The sequence below is a fragment of the Rathayibacter sp. PhB152 genome, from assembly GCF_003751395.1.
GTDB classification, from domain to species: domain Bacteria; phylum Actinomycetota; class Actinomycetes; order Actinomycetales; family Microbacteriaceae; genus Rathayibacter; species Rathayibacter festucae.
Genome location: NZ_RJUT01000002.1, coordinates 316,925 through 343,624 on the forward strand (window position 1 = coordinate 316,925; position 26,700 = coordinate 343,624).

Consider the following 26,700-nt stretch of genomic DNA (forward strand, 5'->3'; position numbering starts at 1 on the left):
CCACCGCGGGGTTGTCAGGGGTGGGGAGGATAATCGAGCACATGCCCACCTACCGTGACGAAGCCGTCGTGCTGCGCACCCATAAGCTGGGCGAGGCCGACCGCATCGTGACGCTGCTCTCGCGCAGCCACGGCAAGATCCGCGCGGTCGCGAAGGGCGTGCGCAAGACCGGCTCCAAGTTCGGCTCGCGACTCGAGCCGTTCATGGTCGCCGACCTGCAGCTCTACGAGGGCCGGAGCCTCGACATCGTCACGCAGGCCGAGTCGCTCGGCCCGTACGGCGCGATCATCGCGGCCGACTACGACAGCTACACCGCGGCGAGCGCGATGGTCGAGACGGCCGACCGCCTCACCGACGCCGACGCGTCGCTGCAGCAGTACCTCCTGCTCGTCGGCGCCCTGCGCTCGCTCTCGAAGCACGAGCACGAGCCGGTGCTCACGCTCGATTCCTACCTGCTGCGCGCGCTCTCGATCGCCGGCTGGGCGCCGAGCTTCGAGGACTGCGCCCGCTGCGGCGCCCCCGGCCCGCACGGCGCGGTGGTCGTCCAGCTCGGCGGAGTGGTCTGCGAGGACTGCACGCCCCCCGGCGCCCCGCGCGTCGCCCCCGAGGTGGTCGTCCTCCTCGGCGCCCTGCTCACGGGAGACTGGGAGCACGCCGAGACGACGGAGCCCTCGACCCGCTCCCGAGCGAGCGGCGTGGTCGCCGCCTACACCCAGTGGCACCTCGAGCGCGGACTGAGATCTCTGGAGCACGTCACCCGATGAAGCCGTTCACCCACAGGGACGCCGTCCCGTTCCGCCCCCTCGACTGGACCGGCGTGCACCCGCCGGAGCTGCCGCGCAAGGCGGTGCCCGAGCACGTCGCGATCGTGATGGACGGGAACGGCCGCTGGGCCAACTCCCGCGGGCTGACCCGGGTGGAGGGGCACAAGCGCGGCGAGGCGTCGCTGCTCGACGTGGTCGCGGGAGCGATCCAGATCGGCGTCAAGCACCTCAGCGTCTACGCCTTCTCGACCGAGAACTGGAAGCGCTCGCCCGACGAGGTGCGCTTCCTGATGGGCTTCAACCGCGACGTGCTGCACCGCCGCCGCGACCAGCTGAACGAGTGGGGCGTGCGCGTGCGCTGGGCCGGCCGGAAGCCGCGGCTCTGGGCGTCGGTCATCAACGAGCTGCAGTACGCCGAGAAGCTGACCGAGGGCAACGACGTCCTCACGCTCACCATGTGCGTCAACTACGGCGGCCGCACCGAGATCGCCGACGCGGTGCAGCGGATCGCCGCCGAGGTCGCCGCGGGCCGGCTGAAGCCGTCCGGCATCACCGAGAAGACGATCGGCAAGGCGCTCTACCTGCCCGACATGCCGGACGTCGACCTCTTCGTGCGCTCCTCCGGCGAGCAGCGCACCAGCAACTTCCTGCTCTGGCAGAGCGCCTACGCCGAGATGGTCTTCCTCGACCGGCTCTGGCCGGACTTCACCCGCGAGGACCTCTGGGGCGCGATCGAGCACTACGCCGGCCGCACCCGCCGCTTCGGCGGCGCCGTGGACGTGCCGGGCGCGTCCGCCTGACGCGCCCGGCACGATCGGCGGGTCAGCCGTCGGTCCCGCACCGGGTCGGGTCGGCCGGAAGGGTGCCCTCGACGAGGTAGGCGTTCGCGATGGCGGTCGCGCACGACGAGTCCCGGTACAGGGCGCCGTGACCGTCCGCGTCCACCTCGACGAGAGTGCTGTTCGTCACCTCGGTCTCGTGCAGCCGCACGGCGTCCGCGTGCGGCGTCGCCGGATCGTGCAGGTTGGAGGCGATGAGGATCCTGTTCCCGCTCGTGTAGGAGAGCGCCGGATCCAGGCGCTCGTACTCGCCCCACCGGTCGCAGTCCCGGACCGGGTCGTCCGCCTGCTCGAGGACGCCGAGCGGCCCCGTGCTCGTCGGACCCTCACCCGCGACCGGAGCGGCGCTCGCTCCGGGGACCGCGGGGACGGCGCAGTAGACGGCGTACTCGAGTGCTCGGTCGACAGCCGAGTCGTCGGTGCTCGCGACGACGTCCAGCGCGTCCGCGTCGCCCGCCACCACCCCGCGGAGGACGGCGACCGTCTCTCCCCACGAGGACCGCGGCTCGTACAGGCTGGTCAGCAGGAAGGACGCGAGTTCGCGGCCGCCCACCTCGGCGGGCGCGCCGTCGGGGCCGGTCGCCGTCCGGGGCTCCGCCGTCAGCGACTGCAGGAGGGCTGTGAGCTGCTCGGCCGCCGTCGTCGCATCGCCGGTGAAGGGGCAGGCGCCGATGCCGCCCGATGTGCAGGCGGCGAGGAGGCGCGTGAGGCTCGCCTCGAAGCCCTCGAGATCGCTCGCCCTGTTCAGCGAGGCGGTGTCCGCGACGCCGTCGAGGATCATCCGGCCGACGGTGTCCGGGAAGAGGGTCGCGTAGACGCTGCCGATGTAGGTGCCGTAGGAGGCGCCGTAGTAGTCGAGCTCCGGCTGCTGCAGCGCCTGCCGCAGCAGCTCGTGGTCCATCGCCACGTCCGTGCTGGACGCGTGGACGGCGAAGCGGCTGGTGCTCGAGCACGCCTCCACCGCACCCGCGTCGTCGGCGGTCATCGCCTGGACGTCGCAGGCGAGAGCGGTCTCGGGGCTGACGCCTCGCGGCTCGATGCCGACCACGTCGTACTTCTCGAAGACGGGAGCGGTCTCCGGCACGGTCGCCAGGCCGAGGGCCATGTTCCGCGCCGAGACGCCCGGTCCGCCCGGGTTGACCATGAGCACCTCGTCGTGCGGTCCGCCCACCGAGACCCTGATCAGGTCGAGGTCCACCGACTCTGAGGTGTCGGGGCGGCTCCAGTCGACGGGCGCTGCGATGCTGCCGCAGGTCGCGTCCACTCCGTCGAGCCCCGTCACGGCCTCGCTCGGGCAGTCGAACCAGGAGGGCTCCCCGTGCTGGGTGAACCACGAGGTCACCTGCGCCCGGGGCCCGCTCGTCGAGTCGACCACCGTGCCGGCGGTGCCGGCGGTGCCGGCGGTGCAGCCAGACAGCATCAGCGCCAGGAGGCACCCCGCGCCGATCATCGGATTCTTCTTCATCGTGTCCATCCCTCGTGAATCGCTCGTCACCGCTCATGTCGCCGCGATGCGGTCGCCGGCTCGTGACCCGCACTGCGTCGACCCGTCTCGCGATCGGCGGCGGATCCGGACGTCTCCGCGGCCTCGACGAGGCGGCGTCGCGTGCGAGTGGTCAGCGTAGGGAGCGGGGGCCGCAGAGACCGGGCCGGCGTGCAGTGGACGCTGTTCGGAGATGATCGCGGCGCGGTGGGCCTACTCTTCTCCGTCCGCCTGCCCGCGAGACCCCTCGGCTGGTGGGGGGAGTCGGCGTGACGGAGGGGCGGGCCCGATGGCGCCGCTGGCTACCATCGGAGCATGACGATCGGGACCAGCACACTCCGCGTCGGGCTCGTCGGCTACGGACTCGCCGGCCGGATCTTCCACGCACCGTTCCTCGAGGCGCACCCGGACGTCGCGCTGGTCGCGATCTCGACCAGCGATCCGGAGCGGGCGGCGGCGGCCACCGCCGCGCATCCCGGCGCACGGATCGTCGCCGGCCTCGACGCGGTGCTCGCCGAGGGGCCCGACCTGGTCGTCCTCGCGACGCCGCCCTCCGTGCACCGCGAGCAGGCCGAGCAGGTGCTCACCGCCGGTGTCGCGGTGGTCATCGACAAGCCGTTCGCGCCGAGCACGGCCGACGTCGACGCGATCCTCGCCGCCTCCGAGGCGGGCGGGGCGCCGGTGTTCGTCTTCCAGAACCGCCGCTGGGACGCCGACCTCCTCACGCTGCGCCGGCTCCTGGCGGAGGGAGCGCTCGGCGACGTGATCCGCTTCGAGTCGACGTTCGAGCGCTGGAGCGCCCCGAAGACCGGGCGCTGGCAGACGGCGATCGGCCCGGCACAGGGCGGCGGCATCCTCTTCGACCTCGGCAGCCACCTCGTCGACCAGGCCCTGGTGCTCTTCGGCCCGGCCGTCGTCACCGCGGCGGAGACCCGCGTCGTGCACGCGGGCGGCGCGAGCGAGGACGACGCCTTCGTCTCGCTGCTCCACGAGTCCGGCGTGCGCTCGCACCTGACGATGAGCCGGGTCGCCCGCGCCTCGGCGCCCCGCTTCCGGGTGCTCGGCACGCGGGCGGCGTTCTCGGTCGACGGCCTGGACCCGCAGGAGGGCGCGCTGCGCGGCGGGGGCGCCACTCCGCTGGACGAGGACTTCGGCGTCGTGCCGCCGGGCGCGGAGGGGATGCTGACCGACGAGCGCGGCACGACGGCCGTGCCGAGCGAGCGCGGGAACTACGCCGCCTTCCTCGCGGGAGTCGCCCGCGCCCTGCTCGACGGCGCTCCGTCACCCGTCGACGTGCAGGACGCTCGAGCCGTGGTCGCGCTGATCGAGCAGGCCCACGCCCTCGCCGCACGATGACGCACGACGCGCCCGGTCCTGCCGCGAGGTTGGCGATCCGGGCGTCGAGGGGGATCCTCGGAGGGTGAGCACCGCACCCCCGGCCCCCGCCGACCTCCGAGCGCTCTTCCCCGGCGCCCGCGGGTACCACAACGCCTGCACGCTGGGCCTGCCGCCCCGCGCGACCGCCGAGGCCCTGCGCGCGGACCTCGACGAGTGGTCGGCCGGCGGCGGTACCGCCGCGGGCTACGGAGCGGTCGCCGAGCGCGCCCGAGCCTCCTTCGCGCAGATCGCCGGAGTGCCGGTCGACCAGGTCGCGATCGGCTCGCAGACGTCGGCGATGGCCGCCGTGCTCGCCGCGTCGCTCCCGGACGGAGCGCACGTGCTCTGCGTCGACGGCGACTTCTCCTCCATCGTCTTCCCCTTCCTCGCCCAGGCCCACCGCGGCGTCGTGGTGCGCTCGGTGCCTCTGGAGGCGCTCGCCGAGTCGGTCGAGGACGCCGACGACCTCGTCGTCTTCTCGGCCGTGCAGTCCAGCAGCGGAGCGCTCGCCGACCTCGACGCGGTCGTCGAGGCCGCCGCCCGCCACGGCGTGCGCACGGCTTGCGATCTGACCCAGGCCGCGGGCGTGCTGCCGGTGGACGCCTCCCGCTTCGACGCGACCCTCACCCACGCCTACAAGTGGCTCTGCTCGCCGCGCGGCGTGGCCTTCCTCACCGTCTCGCCCGAGTACGCAGCCGAGCTGCTGCCGGTGCAGGCCGGCTGGTACTCGGGAGAGGACGTCTGGTCCTCCTGCTACGGCCCGGCGATGCACCTCGCCGAGAACGCCCGCCGCTTCGACGTCTCGCCCGCCTGGCAGGCGTTCGTCGGGGCGGAGGCGTCGCTCGAGCTGTTCCGCTCGCTCGACCTCGCCGCGGTCTGGGAGCGCGCCTCCGGGCTGGGCGATCAGCTCTGCGAGCGCCTCGACCGCGCGCCGCAGCACCGGGCGATCGTCTCCTGGCCGGACGAGGACGGCGCCGATCTGGCGCGCCTGCAGGCCGCGGGGCTGCGCGTCTCGGGACGCGGCGGGCGCCTCCGGGTCGCCTTCCACCTCTGGAACGACGAGTCCGACGTCGACGAGCTCGTCCGGGTGCTGCGGGAATAGCTCCCCGTCGCCGCGGTTGTCCTCGGAGTGAGCGAAGCGCAGACCCCCATCACCGTCGACATCTGGTCAGACATCGCCTGCCCCTGGTGCTACATCGGCAAGCGCAAGTTCGAGCGCGGACTGGCGGCGTTCCGCGCCGCCCACCCCGACGCGCCGGAGGTCGCGGTCGAGTACCGCAGCTTCGAGCTGTCGCCGGAGACGCCGGAGGACTACCGCGGCGGCACGGCCGAGTTCCTCGCCCAGCACAAGGGCGTCCCGCTGGAGCAGGCGCAGCAGATGCTCGACTCCGTCACCGCGATCGCGGCGGGGGTCGACCTCGACTACCACTTCGAGTCGGTCGTGCACGTCAAGACCGTCCGTGCGCACCAGGCGCTGCACCACGCGAAGGCGAACGGGCTGCAGCTCGAGCTGAAGGAGCGGCTGCTCCGGGCCTACTTCGTCGAGGGGCGCGACCTCGCGGACTCCGACGTCCTGGCCGCCCTCTCCGCCGAGGTCGGGCTCGACGCCGACGAGGCTCGGCGCGCTCTGGACGAGCAGCGGCACCTCGCCGACGTGCAGTCCGACATCGCGCAGGCGCGCGAGTACGGGATCAACGGGGTGCCGTTCTTCGTGCTCGACGGCCGCTTCGGGGTCTCCGGCGCGCAGGAGCCGACGGCCTTCACCGAGGTGCTCGAGCACGTGCTGTCGCAGCGGGCGGTCGTCGCATGAGCGATCGAGTGCCGAGCGCGCCGTTCGAGATGCTCGGCGCCGCGGACGTGCCCGTGTGCGAGGACGGCGTCTGCGCGGTGCCGACTGCTGCCGCTCCCGCTGTCAGCGAGCAGGCTCCTCGATCGTGATGTCGGCGACGGTCGCGCCGTAGGCGGCGATCAGCGCGTCCGCGGCGACGAAGGCGCTCCGGCCGCTCGTGCCGGCGCCCAGGGCGATCCGGCGGCCGACGATCCGCTCGTCCGCGACGACGGGCCAGGCGGTGGTCGAGCCGATCGGCGTGATCGTGCCGCGGCGGTAGCCCGTCGCCTCCAGTGCCACCGACTCGTCGGGCAGGCGGAGCTTGTTCACGCCGACCACCGCGCGCAGCAGCGGCCAGGAGATCTGCCGGCCGCCGGGCACCAGCGCGAAGAGGAAGCCGCCGTCGTGGCGCTTGACCACCAGTGACTTCACGATCGAGCCGGGCTCGATGCCCAGCAGCTCGGCCGCCTCGGCCAGGCTGCCGGCCTCCGGGCGGTCGACGACCTCGACGTCGAGTCCGCGCTCGCGCGCATCCGCCTCGAACCGCGCCGGGCCGTCCTCCCATGTGCGGTCCTCCGCAGTTCCGACCTCCACGGTGTCGTCCTCCACAGTGCCGTTCCCGTCCATCCGTCCCCACCTCTCCGCTCGTTCGCCTTCCCCAACACAGGATCTGGGAGAATCGATACCGATGTCCTCCACTCTCATGGCCGCACCGCCCGCGCGCACCGCGCCGGCGCTCCGGATCGGCCCCCTCGAACTCGACGCCCCCGTCGTCCTCGCGCCCATGGCCGGGATCACCAACACCGCGTTCCGCCGGCTCTGCCGCGAGTTCGGCAACGGGCTCTACGTCAGCGAGATGATCACCTCCCGCGCGCTCGTCGAGCGCACCCCGGAGTCGATGCGCCTCATCCGCCACCACCCCAGCGAGAAGGTCCGCTCGATCCAGCTCTACGGGGTCGACCCGAAGACGGTCGCCGAGGCCGTCACCATGCTCGTCGCGGAGGACCGCGCCGACCACATCGACCTCAACTTCGGCTGCCCCGTCGCCAAGGTCACCCGCAAGGGCGGGGGAGCGGCCCTGCCGTGGAAGCTCCCGCTGTTCCGTCAGATCGTCGAGGGCGCGGTGCGGGCCGCGGGCGACGTCCCGCTGACGGTCAAGATGCGCAAGGGCATCGACTCCGACCACCTCACCTATCTCGAGGCCGGCCGGGCCGCGGAGGGCGCGGGAGTCGCGTCGATCGCGCTGCACGCCCGCACCGCCTCCGAGTTCTACAGCGGCCAGGCCGACTGGTCGGCGATCACGACCCTCAAGCAGGCGATCTCGAGCGTCCCGGTGCTCGGCAACGGCGACATCTGGTCGGCCGAGGACGCGCTGCGGATGATGAGCGAGACCGGCTGCGACGGCGTCGTCGTCGGGCGCGGCTGCCTCGGCCGCCCCTGGCTCTTCGGCGACCTCGCCGCCGCCTTCGCGGGCTCGGACGAGCGCTTCACACCGACCCTCGGCCAGGTCGCCACGGCCTTCCGCCGGCACGCCCAGCTGATCTGCGAGTTCTTCGAGAGCGAGGAGCGCGGCTGCCGCGACATCCGCAAGCACGTCGCCTGGTACTTCAAGGGCTACCCCGTCGGCGGCGACCTGCGCGCCAAGATGGCCTCCGTGGTCACCCTCGCCGAGCTCGACGAGCTGCTCGCCACCCTCGACCCCGACGTGCCCTACCCGGGCGAGGCGGCCGAGGGCCAGCGCGGCCGCGCCGGCTCGCCGAAGACCCCCTCGCTGCCCGACCGCTGGCTCGAGTCCCGCGAGCTGAACGCCGACCAGCGCGACGCCGTCTCGGCCGCCGAGATCCACCACAGCGGTGGATGACCGCGCGCTCTGGGGGTACTCGCTCGTCGACGTCGAGCGGTTCCTGCCGGAGGACCACAGCACCCGCCGCTCCGACTTCGCCCGCGATCGCGCCCGGCTCTTCCACTCCAGCTCGCTCCGCCGCCTCGCCGCGAAGACGCAGGTGCTCAGCCCGACCGCCGGTGTCGACTTCGCCCGCAACCGGCTGACGCACTCGCTCGAGGTCGCCCAGATCGGCCGCGAGCTCGCCACGAGCCTCGATCTCGACCCCGACGTCGTCGACACCGCCTGCCTCGCCCACGACATCGGCCACCCGCCCTTCGGTCACAACGGCGAGCGCGCCCTCAACAGCTGGGCCGAGTCGATCGGCGGCTTCGAGGGCAACGCCCAGACCTTCCGGCTGCTGACCCGGCTCGAGGCGAAGGTGTTCGGCGAGGACGACCGCCCGTACGGCCTGAACCTCACCCGCTCGAGCCTCGACGCCAGCTGCAAGTACCCGTGGCCCGACACCCGCTCCGTCGCCGACCCGTCCGGCCGCGCCAAGTACGGCTTCTACGCCGACGACGAGCCCGCCTTCACCTGGATGCGCGAGGGCGCCCCCGAGGGAGTCCGCTGCATCGAGGCCGAGGTGATGGACCTCTCCGACGACATCGCCTACTCGGTGCACGACTTCGAGGACGCCGTGTTCTCCGGCTACATCGACGTCGCCGCGCTCGGCTCCCGCGTGGACCACGACGACCTCGTCGAGTCGATGCACTCCTGGGTCGGCGGCGAGATCGGGCACGACGAGCTCGTCGCCGCGTTCGACCGCCTCGACTCGCTCGACGTCTGGGTCGACTCCTGGGACGGCTCCCGCCGCGACCAGGCCCGGCTGAAGAACCTCACCAGCCAGCTCATCGGCCGCTTCGCCGCCTCCGCCACCGAGGCCACCCGCGACGCCTACTCCCACCCCGACCTCGTCCGCTTCGGCGGCCACGTCGTCGTCCCCCGCGAGCAGGAGGCCGAGATCGCCGTGCTCAAGGGCATCGTCGCCACCTTCGTGATGTCGCGGAACACCCGCCAGCCCATCTACGCCCAGCAGCGCGAGGTCCTCACCCGACTCGCCGACACCCTCCTCGAACGCGGCGCCGGCGCCCTCGACGCCGGCTTCGCCGAGGACTGGAACGCCGCCGGCACCGACGACGCCCGCCGCAGGGTCGTCGTCGACCAGGTCGCCAACCTCACCGACCAGAGCGCCCTGAGCTGGTTCGAGAGGCTGTGCCACTGACGTGAGCGGGGCGCAGCCCCGCTCACGTCGGACGCCGGTCCCTGCCCGGCGTCCGCGCGGTCGGCTCCTCGGGGTGGTGCGTCTCAGAGAGCGGGTCGCGGACGCCTAGCGCGATTCGCTGGCACGCGAATCGCCCGTTCGGCTGCACCCTGCGGCGTGCATGCCGGAAGGCTGAGCTCTCCGACATCCATGCTGGTCGAGTAGGGCGCGCAGCGGCCGTGTCGAGACCGACGTGTCCGGCGGGGTGGGTCTCGATACGCCGCGTTCCGCGGCTCCTCGACCAGCAGGTGGGGGCGGGTCGAGTGCTTCGCACGGCGACGGCAGTCGCCCCCGTGGTCGGAGGCTGCCTGCCCATGCTGGTCGAGTAGGGCGCGGAGCGGCCGTATCGAGACCGACGTGTCCGGTTCGGTGGGAAGCCTCTGCTGATCGAGTAGGCCGCGCAGCGGGCGTATCGAGATCGACCAGCGTCAGCAGGACGAGTCTGCAGGCCCGTCCTGCTGGGGACGGTGGGTCTCGATACGCCCCTGCGGGGCTGCTCGACCAGCATGTGCGCGGGCGGAAAAGGCGCACTCGGCCGGGGGGCGGGTGGCGGCGGATACGATGGGGGACATGCCTCGGATTCGACAGACGGATGTCGAGGAGGTCAAGGCCAGGGTCAACATCGCGGACGTGGTCGGCGAGTACGTCACCCTGAAGTCGGCGGGCGTCGGCTCGCTGAAGGGGCTCTGCCCGTTCCACGACGAGCGCAGCCCGAGCTTCCATGTGCGCCCCCAGGCCGGCTTCTACCACTGCTTCGGCTGCCAGGAGTCGGGCGACGTCTACAGCTTCGTGATGAAGATGGACCACACCTCGTTCAGCGAGACGGTCGAGCGGCTCGCCGGCCGCATCGGCTTCCCGCTGCAGTACGAGGAGGGTGGCGGCCAGGCCCCCGAGACCGGCGGACGCGCCCGGCTCATCGCCGCGAACAACGCCGCCGAGGAGTTCTTCCGCGAGCAGCTCGCGACCCCCGGCGCCGACGTCGGCCGCCGCTTCCTCGGCGAGCGCGGCTTCGACCGCGCCGCCGCCGACCGCTTCGGCGTCGGCTTCGCCCCCGACGGCTGGGACGGCCTCACCACCGCGCTCAAGCGCCGCGGCTTCTCCGAGGAGGAGCTCACCACGGCGGGCCTCGTCAGCAGCAGCAACCGCGGCGGCGTCTACGACCGCTTCCGCGGCCGCCTCGTCTGGCCGATCCGCGACGTCACCGGGCAGACCGTCGGCTTCGGCGCGCGCCGCCTCCTCGAGGAGGACAAGGGCCCGAAGTACCTGAACACCCCCGAGTCGCCCGTCTACCACAAGTCCCAGGTCCTCTACGGGCTCGACCTGGCCAAGCGCGACATCTCCCGCGGCCACCGGGTCGTCGTCGTCGAGGGCTACACCGACGTGATGGCCTGCCACCTCGCCGGCGTCACGACCGCGGTCGCCACCTGCGGCACCTCCTTCGGCGTCGACCACATCAAGGTCCTGCGCCGCGTGCTCGGCGACGACAGCGGGGTCGGCGAGGTCGTCTTCACCTTCGACCCGGACGCCGCCGGCCAGAAGGCGGCGATGCGCGCCTTCCAGGAGGAGCACCGCTTCGCCGCGCAGACCTTCGTCGCCGTCGCGCCCGAGGGCCTCGACCCGTGCGACCTGCGCCTCAACCGCGGCGACGACGCCGTCCGCCGGCTCATCGACGACAAGAAGCCGATGTTCGAGTTCGTCATCCGGCAGCTGCTGGCCCGCTACGACCTCGACACGGTCGAGGGCCGGATCGCCGCCCTGCGCGCCGCCGCGCCCGTCGTCGCCGAGATCCGCGACCCGGCGCTGCGCCCCGGCTACTCCCGCGAGCTGGCCCGGATGCTCGGCCTGGACATGTCCGAGGTCAACTCCGCGGTCCGCTCCGCCGGCTCCCGCGCGCGCAACGCCCCGGGCGGCCGGGACGAGCGACCGCAGGAGGACGCCCCCGAGGCGCCCGCCGGCGCGCGGATCGCCGACCTCCCCGTCGACGTCGTCACGCGGATCGAGCGCGAGGCGCTGATGGCCATGCTCCAGCTGCCCCAGGTGATGGGGGAGTCGCTGCTCGCCCGGGCCGCGCACGCCGCCGTCACGAACGAGACCCTCCGCGTCGTCCGCGACGCCGTGGTCGCCAACCTCGAGCGCGCGCAGGACCGCGACTGGGTCGAGCACGTGGCGGCCGACGTGCCCGGGCCGTTCGCCTCGCTCGTGCACCAGCTCGCCGTGGCGCCCATCCCGGCCGCCGACGAGGCCGGCCTCGCCCGCTACTCGAAGGACGTCGCGATCTCGCTGATCGAGCGCGACCTCCTGCGCGAGATCGCCGAGCTGCGCGGCGCCCTGCAGCGCGCCTCGACGGACCCCGTGCTCTCCCGCGCCGTGCAGGTCCGCCTGGTCGAGCTGGAGCGCGAGAAGCGGGCCCTGCGCACCGAATGAGGGCGCCGCGGGCGCCCCGTGCCCTCGATGAGGGACGTGTTGCAGTCGTGTGAAGAAAGCGCCGGACGGCCCGCGCCGGTTCGGAGAGCGCTTCCGCATGTGTTACCACTGAGGAACAGCAATGCGGGCGCTCAGCGTCGTGGCCCCCGTGCGCCCAGAGAACACCGTGCGCCTGAAGGACAGTGCGCCGGATCGACACCGCTCCGCTCGGACCCCGTGCGAGACGGACTCTGCGCCGCGGGACCGCGTTCCACGCCGAGGTCCGCATCCGATTTCTGACAGGAAGAGGCAGACGGAATGACATCCGGATTCACTCGCGGTTCGCGGGCACTCGGCACGGCAGCAGGCTTCGCCGCGGTCGCGCTCGTGCTGGCGGGCTGCTCCGCCGGCGGCGGGGACTCGACCGGCGGCGCGGCCGGCGGCACGCTCACCATCGGCACCACCGACAAGATCACCACGCTCGACCCCGCCGGTTCGTACGACAACGGCTCCTTCGCCGTGATGAACCAGGTGTTCCCGTTCCTGATGAACACCCCCTACGGCAGCCCGGACGTCGAGCCCGACATCGCCGAGTCGGCCGAGTTCACGGCGCCGACCGAGTACACGGTCACGCTCAAGGACGGCCTGAAGTGGGCCAACGGCCACGACCTGACCTCCTCGGACGTCAAGTTCTCCTTCGACCGCCAGGTCGCCATCGCGGCCGAGAACGGCCCGTCGTCGCTCCTCGCGAACCTCGACAGCGTCGCGGCGCCGGACGACACCACCGTCGTCTTCACGCTGAAGTCGGAGAACGACCAGACCTTCCCGCAGATCCTCTCGAGCCCCGCGGGCCCGATCGTGGACGAGGAGGTCTTCTCGGCCGACGAGCTGACCGCCGACGCGGACATCGTCTCGGGCGACGCCTTCGCCGGGCAGTACACGATCGCCAACTACGACGTGAACAACCTCATCCAGTACAAGGCCTACGACGACTACCAGGGCGTGCTCGGCGCGGCGAAGACGGGCACGATCAACGTCAAGTACTACGCGGACAGCTCGAACCTCAAGCTGGACATCCAGGAGGGCAACATCGACGTCGCGTACCGGAGCCTCTCCGCGACCGACGTCGAGGACCTCCGCGGGAACGACGCGGTCAAGGTCGTCGACGGTCCCGGCGGCGAGATCCGCTACATCGTCTTCAACTTCGACACGCAGCCGTTCGGCTCGACGACCGCCGAGGCCGACGCGGCCAAGGCGCTCGCCGTCCGCCAGGCCGCGGCCGATCTGATCGACCGCCAGGAGATCGCCGACCAGGTCTACAAGGGCACCTACACCCCGCTGTACTCCTACGTCCCCCAGGGCCTCACCGGCGCGACCGAGTCCCTCAAGGGCCTCTACGGCGACGGCCAGGGCGGTGTCGACGCGGACAAGGCGGCGGCCACGCTCCAGGCCGCGGGCGTCACCACCCCGGTCACCCTCAACCTGCAGTACTCGAACGACCACTACGGTCCGTCCTCGGGCGACGAGTACGCGCTGATCAAGGACCAGCTCGAGTCGACCGGCCTGTTCACCGTGAACCTGCAGACGACCGAGTGGGTCCAGTACTCCAAGGACCGCTCGAGCGACGTCTACCCGGCGTACCAGCTCGGCTGGTTCCCGGATTACTCCGACGCCGACAACTACCTGTCGCCGTTCTTCATCAAGGAGAACTTCCTCGCGAACCACTTCGACGACGCCGACGTGCAGAGCCTGATCGCCGAGCAGGTCTCCACCACCGACGCCGATGCGCGCACCGCGCTGATCGAGGAGATCCAGGACAAGGTCGCGGCGCAGCTGTCGACTCTGCCCTACCTCCAGGGCTCGCAGGTCGCGATCGTCGGCAGCACCGTGAGCGGAGCCGAGGACACCCTCGACGCCTCGTTCAAGTTCCGCTACGCGGCGCTCAGCAAGGGCTGATCCACCCCTCCGGCCGGCGCCTCCCCACCCGGGAGGCGCCGGCCGTTCTCCACGAAAGGCATCACGTGACGACAGCCACGACGGCTGCGGCGACGGCGCCCACCCGGCGACCGCGCGGCTCCGGAGGAGGACTCGGGCGCTATCTGCTCGTCCGCTTCCTGCTCATCATCCCGACCGTCTTCATCCTCGTGACGATGGTGTTCCTGCTCATGCGCTCGACGGGCGACCCGATCACCGCGGCGCTGGGCGGTCGGCTCACCGCCGACCAGCTGGCCGAGCGCGTGGCCGCCGCCGGCTACGACCGCCCGCTGATCGTGCAGTACCTCGAGTACCTCGGCAACCTGCTGCGCGGCGACTTCGGCACCACCCTGAGCGACAACCGCCCGGTCACCGAGGTGCTGGTCACCTACGGCGCCGCGACCGTCGAGCTCGCCTTCTACGCCCTGATCGTGGCGTTCCTGGTCGGCATCCCGCTCGGGATGCTCGCCGCCTACCACCGCGACCGCACGCCCGACGCGGTCCTGCGCATCTTCGCGATCCTCTGCTATGCGACCCCCGTCTTCTTCGCGGGGCTGCTGCTCAAGCTCGTCTTCTCGGTCTGGCTCAAGTGGTTCCCGGTCGCCGGCCGGGCGACGACGAACACCGAGCTCTCGCTGCAGTTCCTCGAGAACAAGACCGGCATCTACCTCATCGACGCGATCCAGACCGGCGACCCCGCCGCCGTGGGCGACGTGCTCTCGCACGCGGTCCTCCCGGCGATCGCGCTCGGCCTGCTGACCGCCGGCATCTTCCTCCGCCTCGTGCGCACCAACGTGATCGGCACCCTCGGCACCGACTACGTCGACGCCGCCCGCTCGCGCGGAGTGAGCGAGTTCCGCCTGGTCCGCACGCACGCCTACCGTCCGGCGCTCATCCCGATCATCACCGTCATCGGCCTGCAGATCGCCCTGCTGCTGGGCGGCGCGGTGCTCACCGAGACGACCTTCGAGTGGAAGGGCCTCGGCTTCCAGCTGGCCGAGTACCTCCAGGCGCGCGACTTCGTCGCCGTGCAGGGCATCGTCGCCCTGCTGGCCGTGATCGTGGCGCTGACCAACTTCATCGTCGACGTCATCGCGGCGCTCATCGACCCGCGAGTGAGGTACTGACCCATGAGCACCACCACTCCGGCGCGCCCGCGCCGCCGCCTCGTCGACCGGCTGCCGGTCGTCCACCAGCTCCGGCAGAGCGTGGGCCTGCAGCGCGGGATGCTCGTCACCGGTCTCGTGATCACCGGTGCGTTCCTCCTCGTCGCGGCACTCGCCCCCCTGATCGCCCCCTACGGCTACTCGCAGCTGCGCACCGGCACCGAGTCGTTCGGCGCGCAGCAGCCGCCGAGTGCCGAGCACCTGCTCGGCACCACCGTCGGCGGCTACGACGTGCTCTCGCGCGTGATCTGGGGCGCGCAGACGGCGTTCCTCGTCATCGTCGTCGCCGTCGTGCTGTCGATCTTCCTCGGCGTCTTCCTCGGTCTCGTCTCCGGCTACCTCGGCGGCTGGCTCGACCGCGTGCTCGTCGTGATCTGCGACGCGATCTACGCCTTCCCGACCCTGCTGCTCGCGATCGTGATGTCGATCGTGATCTCCGGCGGCCAGTCGAACCTGTGGTCGGGCATCTTCGCCGCCGCGGTCTCGATCACGGTCGTCTACATCCCGCAGTACTTCCGGGTGATCCGGGCCGAGACGGTGCGGATCAAGGGCGACGCCTTCGTCGAGTCGGCGAAGGTCATCGGCGCCTCGACCCCGCGGATCATGTTCAAGCACGTGCTGCGCAACGCCACGCGCACCCTCCCGCTGATCTTCACGCTGAACTCGTCCGAGGCGATCCTCACCCTCGCGGGCCTGGGCTTCCTCGGCTTCGGCATCGAGCCGACGTCGGCCGCCGAGTGGGGCTACGACCTCAACAAGGCGCTGTCCGACGTGACCAGCGGCATCTGGTGGACCTCGGTCTTCCCGGGCCTGGCCATCGTCCTCGTCGTGCTCGGCATCACGCTGGTCGGCGAGAGCCTCAACGACCTCGCCGACCCGCGCCTGCGCGGCCGGCGCGCGGTGGCCGCCGGTTCCGGCGACGTCGCCGCGACGTCCGTCGTCCCGGGCGGCGCGCTCCCCGCGGACGGCCTGGAGACGCCGGGACACGATCCCGTCGCCGGAGTGGAGAAGACCCGATGAGCGTCCAGCGTCCCGCCGACAGCCGTCCCGCCGACGCGGGCTCCCGCCCGATCGTCGACATCCAGGACCTCGAGGTCGCCTTCGCGAGCGATCGCGGCGCCGTCCGCGCGGTGGCCGGCGTCAGCCTCCGGGTCGAGCGCGGCGAGGTGCTCGCCATCGTCGGCGAGTCCGGCAGCGGCAAGACCGTGACCGCCAAGACCATCCTCGGCCTGCTGCCCGAGACGGCGACGGCGTCCGGCGTCATCCTGCTCTCGAAGAAGGACGGCAGCTCGTCGACCGACGTGGTCTCGGTGCCGAAGTCGCGCCTGCGCGAGCTCCGCGGCACCGATGTCGCGATGGTCTTCCAGGAGCCCGGCACCGCGCTCAACCCGGTCTTCACCGTCGGCTGGCAGATCGCGGAGGGGCTGCGCGCGCACGCCTCCGTCCCGCGCAAGGAGGCGCGCAAGCGCGCCATCGACGTGCTGCGCACGGTCGGCATCCCCGAGCCGGAGAAGCGCGTCGACTACTACCCGCACCAGTTCTCCGGCGGCCAGAAGCAGCGCGTCGTCATCGCGATGGCGCTCGTGCTCGACCCCGGCCTGATCGTCGCCGACGAGCCGACGACGGCCCTCGACGTGACGGTGCAGGCCGAGATCCTCGACCTGCTCCGCCGCTGCCGTGACGACTTCGGCACCTCGATCGTCCTGATCACCCACAACATGGGCGTCGTCGCCGATCTGGCCGATCGCGTCGCGGTGATGTACCAGGGCGAGCTGGTCGAGGAGGCGCCGGTCGCCGAGCTGTTCGCCGCTCCGAAGGCCGAGTACACCCGCAAGCTGCTCGCCGCCGTCCCGCACGTGGGCCAGGGCGTCGCCCGGGCGAAGGAGCGCGCCATCGAGCGCGCCGGCGCCCCGGAGGCGGAGACGCTCGTCCTCGCCGAGGACCTGCGGATCCAGTACCCGGGCCGCCTCGGCCGCCCCGGCTTCGTCGCCGTCGACGGCGTCTCCTTCCGCATCCGCGCGGGGGAGGTGCTCGGCCTGGTCGGCGAGAGCGGCTCGGGCAAGACGACCATCGGCCGGGCGATCGCGGGACTGACCACCGTCACCGGCGGCTCGCTGCGCGTGCTCGGCAAGGAGATGCGCGGCATCCGCGAGCGCGCCTTCCGTCCCGTCCGCGGCGACATCGGCTTCGTCTTCCAGGACCCGGCGTCGAGCTTCAACCCGCTGCTGACGATCGCCGAGTGCGTCGCCGAGCCGCTGATCGTGCACGGCCGCGCCCGGGACGCCGGTGCCGCCCGGAAGCGGGTCGACGAGCTGCTCGAGGCGGTGCAGCTGCCGCGCTCCTACGGCGACCGCTACCCGCACGAGCTCTCCGGCGGTCAGCGGCAGCGCGCGAGCCTCGCGCGCTCGCTCGCACTCGAGCCGAAGCTGCTGATCGCCGACGAGCCGACCTCGGCGCTCGACGTCTCGGTGCAGGCGCGCGTGCTCGAGCTGTTCGCGGAGCTGCAGCGCGAGTTCGGCTTCGCCTCGCTCTTCATCAGCCACGACCTCGCCGTCGTCGATCTGCTCGCCGACCGGATCGCCGTGCTCTACCGCGGCGAGCTGGTCGAGGAGGGCACGGGCGAGGAAGTGCTGTCCGCGCCGAAGCACCCGTACACGCAGCGGCTGCTGGCGTCGCTGCCGGTGCCGGACCCGGGGGAGCAGGCCGAGCGCCGCGAGCTCCTGCGCAGCATCGTCGAGGCGGAGCGGAAGGCGTGAGCCGAGCCGCCGCCGCCTCGGCGCCCATCGTCGTCGACGACCTCAGCGTCGAGTACCCGCCGCGCGGCATCAGCGGGCGCTGGACCGCGCTGCGCGGGGTCAGCCTCCGCGTCGAGCCGGGCGAGGTGCTCGGCATCCTCGGCGGCAGCGGCTCCGGCAAGTCGACGCTGGCGCGCGTCCTCGGCGGCGAGGGTCTCGACGGCCCGGCCGGCGCCGGGGCGCGGACGCGGCCGGTGATCATCGGCGGCGAGGCCACCGTGTCCGGTCACCGCCTCCGCGGGATGCCCGCCCGCGAGATCAAGCGATTCACCTTCGACGTCGCGCACCTCGCGCAGGACGCCGGCGCGGTGCTGCGCCCGGAGCTGACCGTCTCCGAGCTGATCGCCGAGCCGATCTTCCTCCGCGACCGCCACTACGACCCGAAGAGCGCGGCGGTGCGGGTGGCGACGCTGCTCGACTCCGTGCACCTGCCGCTGTTCCTGCTCGACCGCTTCCCGTACGAGCTCTCCAGCGGTCAGCGTCAGCGCGTCGCGATCGCCCGCGCGCTCGTGCTCGGCCCGAAGGTGCTGATCGCCGACGAGCCGACCTCCGGCATCGACGCGACCGTCCGCGAGTCGATCGTGGACCTGCTCACGGATCTGCGCCGGCAGGAGGGCTTCGCCGCGGTCGTCGTGAGCCACGACATCGACGTGCTCAGCCGGGCCACCGACCGTATCGCCGTGCTGGTCGAGGGGGAGGTGGTCGCCTACGGCCCGCTGCTCGAGGTGCTGAACGACTCCCGGCACCCGTACGTCCGCGAGCTCGGCGCCGCCTTCGCGGAGTTCGAGCGCTTCGACGCCTCCCGCGCCGCGCGCACGGCGCCCGCGGAGGAGGCCGGATGAGCGCGCCGCGCGTCGCCGTCCTGCCCCGGCCGAAGCAGATCTTCACCGACGCGATCGAGGCCGGTGGCGGGACCGTCGTCGGCGTCGAGGACGCGGAGGCGCTGCTCTGGCTCTCCTACGGCCGCACCGACGAGCTCGCCACGGTGCTCGCCGAGCACCCGGGCCTCCGCTGGGTGCAGCTGCCCTGGGCGGGGGTCGACGTGTTCGCGCCCGTGCTGCGCAGCACTCAGCGGGAGGGGCTGCGCTGGACGAGCGCGAAGGGCGCCTACGCCGAGCCGGTCGCCGAGCACGCCCTCGCGCTGACCCTCGCACTGCTGCGCTCGCTGCCCGAGCGCGCCCGCGCCGACTCCTGGGGAGCGAAGCGCGCCAGGACCCTGCACCGCGCGCGAGTCGTCGTCGTGGGCGCGGGCGGCATCTCCGTGGAGCTCCTGCGGCTGCTGAGCGTCTTCGACGCGCACGTCACCGTGGTGCGCCGGAGCGCCGCGGAGGTGTCCGGAGCCGACCGCACGGTCACCGCGGACCAGCTGCCCGACGTGGTCGCCGACGCCGACGTCCTCGTGCTCGCGGCCGCCGCGACCGGCGGCACCGCCCGGCTGGTCGACGCCGAGCTGCTGCGGCGGCTGCCGGCCGAGGCCGTGCTGGTCAACGTCGCCCGGGGGAGCCTCGTCGACACCGACGCCCTCGTCGCTGCCCTCGCCGAGGGTCGGCTCGCCGGAGCCGCCCTCGACGTCACCGACCCGGAGCCGCTGCCGGACGGGCACCCGCTGTGGAGCGAGCCGCGCTGCCTGATCACCCCGCACTCCGCGGACACCCCGGAGATGACGACGCCGCTGCTCGCCGAGCGGGTCCGCGCCAACGTCGCCGCCTTCGCCGCGGGTCGCGAGCTGCTCGGCGTCGTCGACCCGGCGCTCGGCTACTGATCCAGGATTTGGAGTTCGCGCAGACTTTGCTAAAGTAGTCAAGCGCTGTTCGCCTCCGGGTGAGCGGATGATCCTCGATAGCTCAATTGGCAGAGCAATCGGCTGTTAACCGGTAGGTTCTTGGTTCGAGTCCAAGTCGGGGAGCGAAGGGCCTGGGACTCCACTCCTGGGCCCTTTTTCGTGCCCTCGAGGCGGTCCTCCGGGCCCGGTCTCCGCGCCTCGTTCCCTGCGTGCTCACCGGCCGGCCGTGCTCTCTGCCACGACCCCGACCGGAGCCACCATGCGCGACGACGTCCTCGACCTCCTCCGCCGCCGGCCCGACGTCGAGGCCCCCGACCTCGTCGCGGTCGACGCGAGCGACCGCCTCCTCCTCGACCTCGCCGCGGGGCACTCCCGGGTCGCCGTCGTCGGCGACGCCTTCGGCGCGCTGACGCTGGCCCTCGCCGCCGACGGCGTGGCGGTCTCCTCCGCCCAGGACTCGATCGTCGCCGAGCGGGCCCTCGCCGCCAACGCCGAGGCGGTCCGCGCCGCCGGCATCGAGCTCGCGCCCTTCACGATCGCCGACTCGATCGCCGACGCGGTCGAGGGCGCCGAGATCGTGCTGCTGCGCCTCCCGCGCTCGCTCGACGCGCTGGCCGCCGTCGCGGCCGAGGTCGCGCTCGCGAACCCCGCCGCGCAGCTCATCGGCGCCGGCCGGATCAAGCACATGTCGCTCGGCATGAACGAGGTCCTGGCCCGCCGCTACGACCGGATCGACGTCAGCCTCGCCCGGCAGAAGTCGCGGGCGCTCCTCGCGAGCGAGGCGAAGGCGGAGCAGCCCGCTGCTGCCGGTGCGGAGCGCCGCCGTCTCGAGGCGCACGGGCTCGAGGTCGTCGCACTGCCCGGTGTCTTCGCCGGCGCCAAGCTCGACCTCGGCACGCGGGCGCTGCTCGCCGCGCTCGACCCGGCCGCGCTGCCCGGGGGAGTCGCGGTCGACCTCGGCTGCGGCTCCGGAGTGCTCGCCGCGTGGCTGGCTCTCGCCCGCCCGGACCTCGACGTGATCGCCACCGACAGCTCCCGTGCGGCCGTCGAGTCCGCCGGCTCGACCGCCGAGGCGAGCGGCCTGGGCGACCGCATCCGGCTGCTCCGCGACGACAACGCCTCCACGCTCGCCGACGGCTTGGTCGACGTGGTGCTCTGCAACCCGCCGTTCCACTCCGACGGCGCGGTGACCGACCTCGTCGCGCGCCGGATGATCGCGGCCGCCGGCCGCATCCTCCGCACCGGCGGCGAGCTGTGGACGGTCTTCAACTCGCACCTCGCGCACCCGGCCGAGCTGCGCCGCTCCGTCGGGCCGACCAAGATCATCGAGCGCAGCGCGAAGTTCACCGTCGCGCGCAGCCGCCGCGAGGGCTGAGCACTCACCCGAGTCGGGTGGGACGACCGCAAGCCCTCGCCGCGCCTCCGGCTCCGGCGCCCGCTCCCGGGTACGATCGCTCTCCGGCGTCCCCCGCGCCGTTCCCTGATGCCCCGGAGGCCGTCGTGCTCGAAGTCGTCCTCGTCCTCGCCCTGATCGTCGCGGCGGGGGCGATCGTCCTGTGGCGCCGCTCCGCCGCCGCTGAGCGCCGCGCGCTCGACAGCCGGGCCGAGGAGACGTCGCGCGCCGTCGCCCTCGAGCTGTCGGTCCGCGAGCAGGAGGCGCGGCTGCGCATCGTCGGCGAGCTCGAGCAGCTCGCCGTCCGCGCCGCCTCGAAGGTGGTGGAGGAGGCCGAGAGCGTGCGCCTCACCATCGACCGTGATCCCGCCGCCGCCTCGCGCTCCGCGGGCCGGGCCGTCAGCGCCGCGGAGGCGTCGCTCGCTCAGCTGCGCCGCATCGCGACGGTCGCCGCGGTCGATCCCCGCGAGCTCCCCGCGACCGGCGGGACGGACGCCCTCATCGAGAGCGCCCGCGAGCGCGGCCTGGTCGTCCGGGAGGAGACCTTCGGCGAGCCGTTCCCGCTGCAGGACGGCGCGGACGTCGCCGTGATGCGCGTGCTCGAGTACGCCTTCGACGAGGCCCTGGAGTCCGGCGGCACCGGCACCGAGCTGCGGATCACCTCCCGCTGGACCGCCACCGGCCTGCGCGTCGAGGTCGACGACGACCGCGAGCGCCACGCCGGCGCCGAGTCCGACGCGAGCGCCGTCGACGCGGACCTGCACGCGCTGACCGACCGGATCGACAGCCCCGCGCTCTCGGAGCTGCGTGAGCGGGCCGGCCTCTTCGGCGGCGACGTCGTCGAGAAGCGCACGCCCGGTGTCGGGCGCAGCGTCACCGCGTCGTTCCCGACCGTGCGCCACCACAACGGCGTGCACGGCGTCGACCTGGCCTAGGTCCGGGACCGCCGGCCGGGAAGCGGAGCGGAGTCGGGGTGCCTGGGAGGCTCAGTCCTCGAGGTGCTCGACGCCCGGGGTCCAGGAGACACCGGGCACGCCCCAGCCGCGCTTGCGGGTGATCTTCGCGACGGGCTTGGCGTACTCGTGCTCGAGGCGGTCCGTGTAGAGGACGCCGTCGAGGTGGTCGAACTCGTGCTGGAAGACGCGGGCGAACCAGCCGTCCGCTTCGATCTCGAACGGCGTGCCGTCGAGGTCGACCGCGCGCAGGATCGCGCGCTCGGAGCGCCGCAGCGGGAAGCGCTCGCCGGGGAACGACAGGCAGCCCTCGGACTCGGTGTCCTCGTCGGCCTCGCCCAGCGGCGTCGGCGTGACGAAGAGCTCGGGGTTGATCGCGACACCGCGGCGGGGAGTGCCGTCGTCGGCCTCGTAGTCGTAGACGAAGAGCCGCAGCGGCACTCCGACCTGCGGTCCGGCCAGGCCGACGCCGGGCGCCGTGTCCATGGTCTCGAACATGTCCGCGACGAGCGTGCGGAGCGTGTCGTCGAACTCGGTGACGGGGGCGGCGGGGGAGTGCAGGACGGGGTCGCCGGCGATGCGGATGGGGAGGACGGCCATGGGGATCAGGGTATCGCGGGCCCTGCAGGCGGCCGTCCTGACCGTCATCCGCTGGTTAGCCGAGGTCCCCCGTGCGTCGGAGGATGCGCGGATCGATCGTGGGTAGGGTCGTGCCCATGCCCACTGACCTCGCCGACCTTCTGAACGACCCGGCGAAGTTCATCGGCATCCCGATCGCCCTGATCGGCGCGGTCTTCCTCTCGCTCGGTGCGCAGTTCCAGCACCGCGGAGTCGTCAAGGTCGAGCGCTTCTCGAAGCGCTCCGGCTCGAGCGGGCTGAGCGGTGGGCAGCTCTTCGCGCTGCTGTCGCGGCCGTCCTGGGTGATCGGCACGCTGATGCTGGCGCTCGCGATCGTCTTCCAGCTCACCAGCCTCGGCTTCTCGCCGCTCATCGTCGTCCAGCCTCTCGGCGCGGTCGCGCTCGTCATCACGGCGATCGTCAACGCCCGGGTGAGCAAGGTGCGGCTGAACGCGTCCTCGATCCGCGCGATCATGCTCTGCGTCGGCGGCGTCGGGGTCTTCGTGCTGGTCGCCGCCTTCAACGCGGTCGACGAGTCGATCCGGACCTCGCAGCTGATCACGATCCTGGTGATCCTCGCGGTCGTCATGACGATCTTCGTGATCGCCTTCCGCGTCTTCCGCAAGAAGGCTCGGGCGATCTTCTACATCCTGGGCGCCGGCGTCGTCTACGGCTTCGTCGCCACCCTCGCGAAGGTCGTCCTCAACCGGATCAAGTTCGGCGAGTTCGACCCGCTGACCGTCGTCTGCATCGTGGCGCTCCTGGCCGCGACGGCGCTCGGCGGCTACTTCGTGCAGAACGCCTACGCCTCCGGGCCGCCGGACCTCGTCGTGGCCGGCCTGACCGTCGTCGACCCGCTGGTCGCCGTGGCGATCGGCATCATCGTCCTCGGCGAGGCGCAGTACGCGGCGCCGTGGGCGATCCCGCTCTTCATCGCGGCGGGAGTGGTCGCCATCTGGGGCGTCTTCCTCCTCGCGAAGCACCACCCGCAGGCCCGCTGAGCCGCCCGACGCGAGGCGCCGCAATCCCGGGTTCCGGCGCCCTCCCCGCCTACACTGGGACCGCTTCGAGACGCCGTGCACCCGCCCGAACCCACGCCGATCGCTCCACTCCCTCGAGCGACACGACATCGTTAGGACCCACTCCGTGTCAGATCCCCGCGACGCGTCACGCCCCGAGTCGTCGACCGGCGACTCCGCTCCGGCGGACGCCGCCCGCCGCCCGCTGACCGTCGTGATCGGCTGCGACACCTTCGCGCCGGACGTCAACGGAGCCGCCAAGTTCGCCGAGCGCCTCGCCGCCGGCCTGCAGGCGCGCGGCCACGAGGTGCACGTCGTCGCCCCGTCCGCCGACGGCTGGAGCGGCACCCGCGTCGAGGACCACGAGGGCCAGCGGATCATCGTGCACCGCCTCTTCAGCCTCCGGTGGCCCCCGCACGACTGGCTGCGCTTCGCGATGCCGTGGCGCATCCGCCAGAACAGCGCGCGGATCCTCGACGAGGTGAAGCCCGACGTCGTGCACTTCCAGTCCCACGTCATCGTCGGCCGCGGCCTCGGCCAGGAGGCCGCCAAGCGCGGCATCCGCATCATCGGCACCAACCACTTCATGCCCGAGAACATGCTCGAGTTCACGCTCCTGCCCAAGGCCGCCCAGGCGAAGGCCGTGGCGATGGCCTGGCGGGCCGCCCGCCGCACCTTCGGCCGCGCGGAGGCCGTCACGACGCCGACCCGCAAGGCCGCGCAGTTCCTCGAGAAGTACACCGGGCTGCAGGGCGTGCGTGCGATCTCCTGCGGCATCGACGCCGACAACTACACGCCCGACTTCACCCCGCGCACCGCCAACCGCATCCTCTTCGTGGGGCGCGTCACCGGCGAGAAGCACATCGACGTCCTGCTCCGCGCGGTCTCGCTGCTGGACCCGTCGCTGGATGCGCAGCTCGAGATCGTCGGCGGCGGCGACCAGATGCGCAACCTCCAGCAGCTCGCCACCACCCTCGGCATCGCCGACCGCGTCCACTTCACCGGCTACGTCTCCGACGCCGAGCTGAAGCAGGCGTACAGCCGTGCGACCGTCTTCGCGATGCCCTCCATCGCCGAGCTGCAGAGCATCGCGACCATGGAGGCGATGGCCTCGGCCCTCCCCGTGGTCGCCGCCGACGCTATGGCTCTCCCGCACCTCGTCCACGAGGGCGAGAACGGCCACCTCTTCGAGCCCGGCAACGCGCAGGCCCTCGCCGACGGTCTCACCGACGTCCTGACGGCCGACCCCGAGCGCCTCGAGGCCCTCAAGCGCAGCTCGCTCCGCATCGTCGCCGCACACGACATCAACCGCACGATCAGCACTTTCGAGAGCCTGTATCGTGGGGAGCCGGTGGCCGATCCGGCCGCCGACGCAGCGTCCGCTCCGGCAGGCCGAGCCGCCTCCTGACGGCCCGCCCCGCTCGCCTCGGGCGCCGCGGGGCGTTAGCTCAGCCGGTCAGAGCAGCGGACTCATAATCCGTCGGTCACGGGTTCAAGTCCCGTACGCCCTACTTCCGTCCCGTCGCGGTCACCCCGCCGGTCCGTGCCCCGACTCCGCAGAAGTCGTCGTACTCGCGCGCTGCCTACGACAACTTCTGCGCACTCGACGCGACCTCGCCGTCGGTCCCCGCCGCGCATACGCAGAAGTCGTCGTACTCGGGCGGCGAGTACGACGACTTCTGCGGAGTGAGCGGAGATGGGGGTGTCGCGGCGCTCCGTTACTGTCGTGATGTGGACACGCCTACTGCGCTCGTCGTTCTCTATGCCGCCGCCGGTCTTCTGAGCACGCTGCTTTTTGCGCTCTTCTGGTACTGGATCGTTCGCTTGGCAGTGACCCACGGATTGCGTTCGCACTCGTACTGGCTTCGGCGACAACGCGCCGCTTCGGCCCGGGTCGATGCCATGAACGCGACGAGTACTGCAGAGATCGACCTTCCTTCGGAACTCCGATAGCGGAAAGCTCTACTGCAGCTCAAGGCGAAGTCCGAGCGGCAGCGGCCTTCCGGACTCGGAGTGCACTTCAGCGACGGTGCCCTCCGATTCGCCTCTCCGTGTGAAGCGGATCTCTCTCCTCGAATGCCGCTCTGCCGCGCACTGCACTGCGGCAGGAAGGAAGACACTCTCTGGCAAACTGCTTGGACATCGTGTCGCAAGGAGATCCTCATGCCGCTCACTTTCACTGCCATCGACTTCGAGACCGCGAACGAGCAGCGGGCCTCGGCCTGTGCTGTCGGCGTGGCACAGGTGACGAACGGGGTCGTCACCTATCGGGCCTCGACGAGGATCCGCCCGCTGACGGGCGACACCTTCTCGATGCGGAACACGTCGATCCACGGACTGACGTGGGAGGACTGCGCAGGAGCCCCGGAGTGGCCGGCCGTCTCGGAATGGATCGGGCAGGTCGTCCGCGATGCGCCGATCGTCGCTCATAACGCGTCCTTCGAGAAGGGAGTCTTCACAGCTACCAATTCTCTCGCGGGGATGGACCGCCCGACGCCGGACCTGCTGTGCTCTGTGGCGCTCTCGAAAGCCCACCTCGTTCTCGACTCCTATCGGCTCCCCGCGGTCGCCCGGCATCTGGGAGTCCGGCTCGACGATCATCACGATGCCGAGGCGGATGCCGTCGCCAGTGCGGAGGTCGTGCTGGCGATCGCTCGGAGGACGATGCGCGATGACGTCGCTCATCTCTGGGAGGAGACGCGAGTGGCGAAGAGAGCCGTACCGGCCGCGCGTCACTACGTCCGGCTGGCGGATCTTCCTCAGGCCAGCTCGAGCGCTGACCCGGACAGTCCTCTGCTCGGAGAGGTCGTCGTCTTCTCCGGCGAGATCGAAGGGATCCCACGAAAGGAGGCGCAATCGCTGGTCGCGCGCTTCGGTGCGACCGTGGGGTCGAACGTGACGAGGAAGACGACTCTCGTCGTGCAAGGGGTCTTCGGCCCGGGTGAGTTGAAGCCTGGCGAGACGGTGAGCGCGAAGATCCTGAAGGCGCGCGAGCTGGCGTCGAAGGGTCAGCGCGTCGAGGTCATCGACCAGACGGCATTCCTCGATCTCCTGCGCTCGGTGGGCGCGGTGCTCTGACCTGGAGCAGCGCGGCGAACCGTCCGCGATCAGTGCGCGTGCCGGTACACCTGTGCTCGCTCACTTGCGCGAGTACGCAGA

22 protein-coding genes and 2 tRNA genes are annotated in these 26,700 nt (G+C 72.1%); 21 read left to right on the forward strand and 3 right to left on the reverse strand.

What is annotated here, in order from left to right; genetic code table 11:
• Nucleotides 1-41: 41 nt before the first annotated feature.
• Both recO and EDF36_RS04885 read left to right on the forward strand, forming a co-directional pair.
• Nucleotides 42-764: a DNA repair protein RecO gene (recO, locus tag EDF36_RS04880; protein WP_123703112.1), complete on the forward strand. Its 723-nt coding sequence runs from the start codon at nucleotides 42-44 to the stop codon at nucleotides 762-764.
• Complete coding sequence (locus tag EDF36_RS04885; RefSeq protein ID WP_123732113.1) at nucleotides 761-1,564, forward strand: isoprenyl transferase; 804 nt, start codon at nucleotides 761-763, stop codon at nucleotides 1,562-1,564. The genes recO and EDF36_RS04885 overlap by 4 nt, the downstream gene beginning before the upstream one ends.
• A 22-nt stretch (nucleotides 1,565-1,586) precedes the next feature.
• Here the strand turns inward: EDF36_RS04885 and EDF36_RS04890 are convergent, their stop codons facing one another.
• A complete protein-coding gene (locus EDF36_RS04890) occupies nucleotides 1,587-3,068 on the reverse strand; it encodes an alpha/beta fold hydrolase (RefSeq protein ID WP_185020370.1) in 1,482 nt (493 codons plus the stop codon).
• A gap of 333 nt (nucleotides 3,069-3,401) precedes the next feature.
• Between EDF36_RS04890 and EDF36_RS04895 the strand changes: the two genes are divergently transcribed.
• The 3 genes from EDF36_RS04895 (at nucleotide 3,402) to EDF36_RS04905 (ending at nucleotide 6,273) form a co-directional block, all read left to right on the forward strand.
• Entirely contained in the window at nucleotides 3,402-4,442 is a 1,041-nt protein-coding gene (locus EDF36_RS04895; RefSeq protein WP_123732115.1) for a Gfo/Idh/MocA family oxidoreductase, read from the forward strand.
• Nucleotides 4,443-4,506: 64 nt separating this feature from the next.
• Nucleotides 4,507-5,565, forward strand: a complete 1,059-nt coding sequence (locus EDF36_RS04900) for an aminotransferase class V-fold PLP-dependent enzyme (protein WP_123732116.1) — start codon at nucleotides 4,507-4,509, stop codon at nucleotides 5,563-5,565.
• 27 nt (nucleotides 5,566-5,592) lie between these two features.
• Nucleotides 5,593-6,273: a DsbA family protein gene (locus EDF36_RS04905; protein ID WP_123732117.1), complete on the forward strand. Its 681-nt coding sequence runs from the start codon at nucleotides 5,593-5,595 to the stop codon at nucleotides 6,271-6,273.
• Nucleotides 6,274-6,375: 102 nt separating this feature from the next.
• Here EDF36_RS04905 and EDF36_RS04910 read toward each other — a convergent pair whose 3' ends face one another.
• The gene (locus EDF36_RS04910; RefSeq protein WP_123732118.1) at nucleotides 6,376-6,918 is read right to left on the reverse strand and encodes an aminoacyl-tRNA deacylase; all 543 of its coding nucleotides are present in this window, start codon (nucleotides 6,916-6,918) and stop codon (nucleotides 6,376-6,378) included.
• 61 nt (nucleotides 6,919-6,979) lie between these two features.
• On the opposite strand from EDF36_RS04910, the gene dusB reads away from it, so the two are divergent.
• From dusB to EDF36_RS04970, 12 genes are all read left to right on the forward strand, one after another.
• On the forward strand, nucleotides 6,980-8,152 hold the full coding sequence (gene dusB, locus EDF36_RS04915) for a tRNA dihydrouridine synthase DusB (protein ID WP_185020371.1): 1,173 nt from the start codon (nucleotides 6,980-6,982) through the stop codon (nucleotides 8,150-8,152).
• Complete coding sequence (locus EDF36_RS04920) at nucleotides 8,145-9,398, forward strand: deoxyguanosinetriphosphate triphosphohydrolase (RefSeq protein WP_123732119.1); 1,254 nt, start codon at nucleotides 8,145-8,147, stop codon at nucleotides 9,396-9,398. The genes dusB and EDF36_RS04920 overlap by 8 nt, the downstream gene beginning before the upstream one ends.
• Before the next feature lie 609 nt (nucleotides 9,399-10,007).
• Nucleotides 10,008-11,861: a DNA primase gene (dnaG, locus tag EDF36_RS04925; protein WP_123445638.1), complete on the forward strand. Its 1,854-nt coding sequence runs from the start codon at nucleotides 10,008-10,010 to the stop codon at nucleotides 11,859-11,861.
• A 297-nt stretch (nucleotides 11,862-12,158) separates the two neighbouring features.
• Nucleotides 12,159-13,796, forward strand: a complete 1,638-nt coding sequence (locus tag EDF36_RS04930; RefSeq protein WP_123732120.1) for an ABC transporter substrate-binding protein — start codon at nucleotides 12,159-12,161, stop codon at nucleotides 13,794-13,796.
• A 65-nt stretch (nucleotides 13,797-13,861) separates the two neighbouring features.
• Entirely contained in the window at nucleotides 13,862-14,941 is a 1,080-nt protein-coding gene (locus tag EDF36_RS04935) for an ABC transporter permease (protein WP_123703132.1), read from the forward strand.
• 3 nt (nucleotides 14,942-14,944) lie between these two features.
• Entirely contained in the window at nucleotides 14,945-16,000 is a 1,056-nt protein-coding gene (locus EDF36_RS04940) for an ABC transporter permease (RefSeq protein WP_123732121.1), read from the forward strand.
• Nucleotides 15,997-17,736 (forward strand): ABC transporter ATP-binding protein, encoded by a 1,740-nt coding sequence (locus EDF36_RS04945; protein ID WP_123732122.1) that lies wholly within the window; start codon nucleotides 15,997-15,999, stop codon nucleotides 17,734-17,736. The genes EDF36_RS04940 and EDF36_RS04945 overlap by 4 nt, the downstream gene beginning before the upstream one ends.
• The gene (locus EDF36_RS04950) at nucleotides 17,733-18,617 is read left to right on the forward strand and encodes an ATP-binding cassette domain-containing protein (RefSeq protein WP_243646352.1); all 885 of its coding nucleotides are present in this window, start codon (nucleotides 17,733-17,735) and stop codon (nucleotides 18,615-18,617) included. The genes EDF36_RS04945 and EDF36_RS04950 overlap by 4 nt, the downstream gene beginning before the upstream one ends.
• Nucleotides 18,614-19,537, forward strand: coding sequence for a D-isomer specific 2-hydroxyacid dehydrogenase family protein (locus EDF36_RS04955; protein ID WP_123732123.1), 924 nt, complete (start codon nucleotides 18,614-18,616; stop codon nucleotides 19,535-19,537). The genes EDF36_RS04950 and EDF36_RS04955 overlap by 4 nt, the downstream gene beginning before the upstream one ends.
• Nucleotides 19,538-19,608: 71 nt before the next feature.
• Nucleotides 19,609-19,681, forward strand: a tRNA-Asn gene (locus tag EDF36_RS04960).
• 136 nt (nucleotides 19,682-19,817) lie between these two features.
• Nucleotides 19,818-20,933 (forward strand): class I SAM-dependent methyltransferase, encoded by a 1,116-nt coding sequence (locus EDF36_RS04965; RefSeq protein ID WP_123732124.1) that lies wholly within the window; start codon nucleotides 19,818-19,820, stop codon nucleotides 20,931-20,933.
• Between the two features lie 125 nt (nucleotides 20,934-21,058).
• On the forward strand, nucleotides 21,059-21,886 hold the full coding sequence (locus tag EDF36_RS04970; RefSeq protein ID WP_123703140.1) for a hypothetical protein: 828 nt from the start codon (nucleotides 21,059-21,061) through the stop codon (nucleotides 21,884-21,886).
• 51 nt (nucleotides 21,887-21,937) lie between these two features.
• Here the strand turns inward: EDF36_RS04970 and def are convergent, their stop codons facing one another.
• Nucleotides 21,938-22,504, reverse strand: a complete 567-nt coding sequence (gene def, locus EDF36_RS04975; RefSeq protein WP_208323040.1) for a peptide deformylase — start codon at nucleotides 22,502-22,504, stop codon at nucleotides 21,938-21,940.
• A gap of 116 nt (nucleotides 22,505-22,620) precedes the next feature.
• Between def and EDF36_RS04980 the strand changes: the two genes are divergently transcribed.
• From EDF36_RS04980 to EDF36_RS04995, 4 genes are all read left to right on the forward strand, one after another.
• Nucleotides 22,621-23,523, forward strand: a complete 903-nt coding sequence (locus EDF36_RS04980) for a DMT family transporter (RefSeq protein WP_123445647.1) — start codon at nucleotides 22,621-22,623, stop codon at nucleotides 23,521-23,523.
• Nucleotides 23,524-23,668: 145 nt separating this feature from the next.
• Nucleotides 23,669-24,949, forward strand: coding sequence for a glycosyltransferase (locus EDF36_RS04985; protein ID WP_397459889.1), 1,281 nt, complete (start codon nucleotides 23,669-23,671; stop codon nucleotides 24,947-24,949).
• A 29-nt stretch (nucleotides 24,950-24,978) separates the two neighbouring features.
• Nucleotides 24,979-25,052, forward strand: a tRNA-Ile gene (locus EDF36_RS04990).
• A 652-nt stretch (nucleotides 25,053-25,704) separates the two neighbouring features.
• Nucleotides 25,705-26,619: an exonuclease domain-containing protein gene (locus tag EDF36_RS04995; RefSeq protein WP_185020372.1), complete on the forward strand. Its 915-nt coding sequence runs from the start codon at nucleotides 25,705-25,707 to the stop codon at nucleotides 26,617-26,619.
• The last annotated feature ends 81 nt before the right edge of the window (nucleotides 26,620-26,700 follow it).

Coding starts and splice junctions, on each gene's coding strand:
- dnaG (WP_123445638.1), top strand. CDS start 10,008: ATGCCTCGGATTCGACAGACGGATGTCGAGGAGGTCAAGGCCAGGGTC.
- EDF36_RS04995 (WP_185020372.1), top strand. CDS start 25,705: ATGCCGCTCACTTTCACTGCCATCGACTTCGAGACCGCGAACGAGCAG.
- recO (WP_123703112.1), top strand. CDS start 42: ATGCCCACCTACCGTGACGAAGCCGTCGTGCTGCGCACCCATAAGCTG.
- EDF36_RS04885 (WP_123732113.1), top strand. CDS start 761: ATGAAGCCGTTCACCCACAGGGACGCCGTCCCGTTCCGCCCCCTCGAC.
- EDF36_RS04945 (WP_123732122.1), top strand. CDS start 15,997: ATGAGCGTCCAGCGTCCCGCCGACAGCCGTCCCGCCGACGCGGGCTCC.
- EDF36_RS04940 (WP_123732121.1), top strand. CDS start 14,945: ATGAGCACCACCACTCCGGCGCGCCCGCGCCGCCGCCTCGTCGACCGG.
- dusB (WP_185020371.1), top strand. CDS start 6,980: ATGTCCTCCACTCTCATGGCCGCACCGCCCGCGCGCACCGCGCCGGCG.
- EDF36_RS04930 (WP_123732120.1), top strand. CDS start 12,159: ATGACATCCGGATTCACTCGCGGTTCGCGGGCACTCGGCACGGCAGCA.
- EDF36_RS04910 (WP_123732118.1), bottom strand. CDS start 6,918: ATGGACGGGAACGGCACTGTGGAGGACGACACCGTGGAGGTCGGAACT.
- EDF36_RS04980 (WP_123445647.1), top strand. CDS start 22,621: ATGCCCACTGACCTCGCCGACCTTCTGAACGACCCGGCGAAGTTCATC.
- EDF36_RS04895 (WP_123732115.1), top strand. CDS start 3,402: ATGACGATCGGGACCAGCACACTCCGCGTCGGGCTCGTCGGCTACGGA.
- EDF36_RS04965 (WP_123732124.1), top strand. CDS start 19,818: ATGCGCGACGACGTCCTCGACCTCCTCCGCCGCCGGCCCGACGTCGAG.
- EDF36_RS04890 (WP_185020370.1), bottom strand. CDS start 3,068: ATGAAGAAGAATCCGATGATCGGCGCGGGGTGCCTCCTGGCGCTGATG.
- def (WP_208323040.1), bottom strand. CDS start 22,504: ATGGCCGTCCTCCCCATCCGCATCGCCGGCGACCCCGTCCTGCACTCC.
- EDF36_RS04955 (WP_123732123.1), top strand. CDS start 18,614: ATGAGCGCGCCGCGCGTCGCCGTCCTGCCCCGGCCGAAGCAGATCTTC.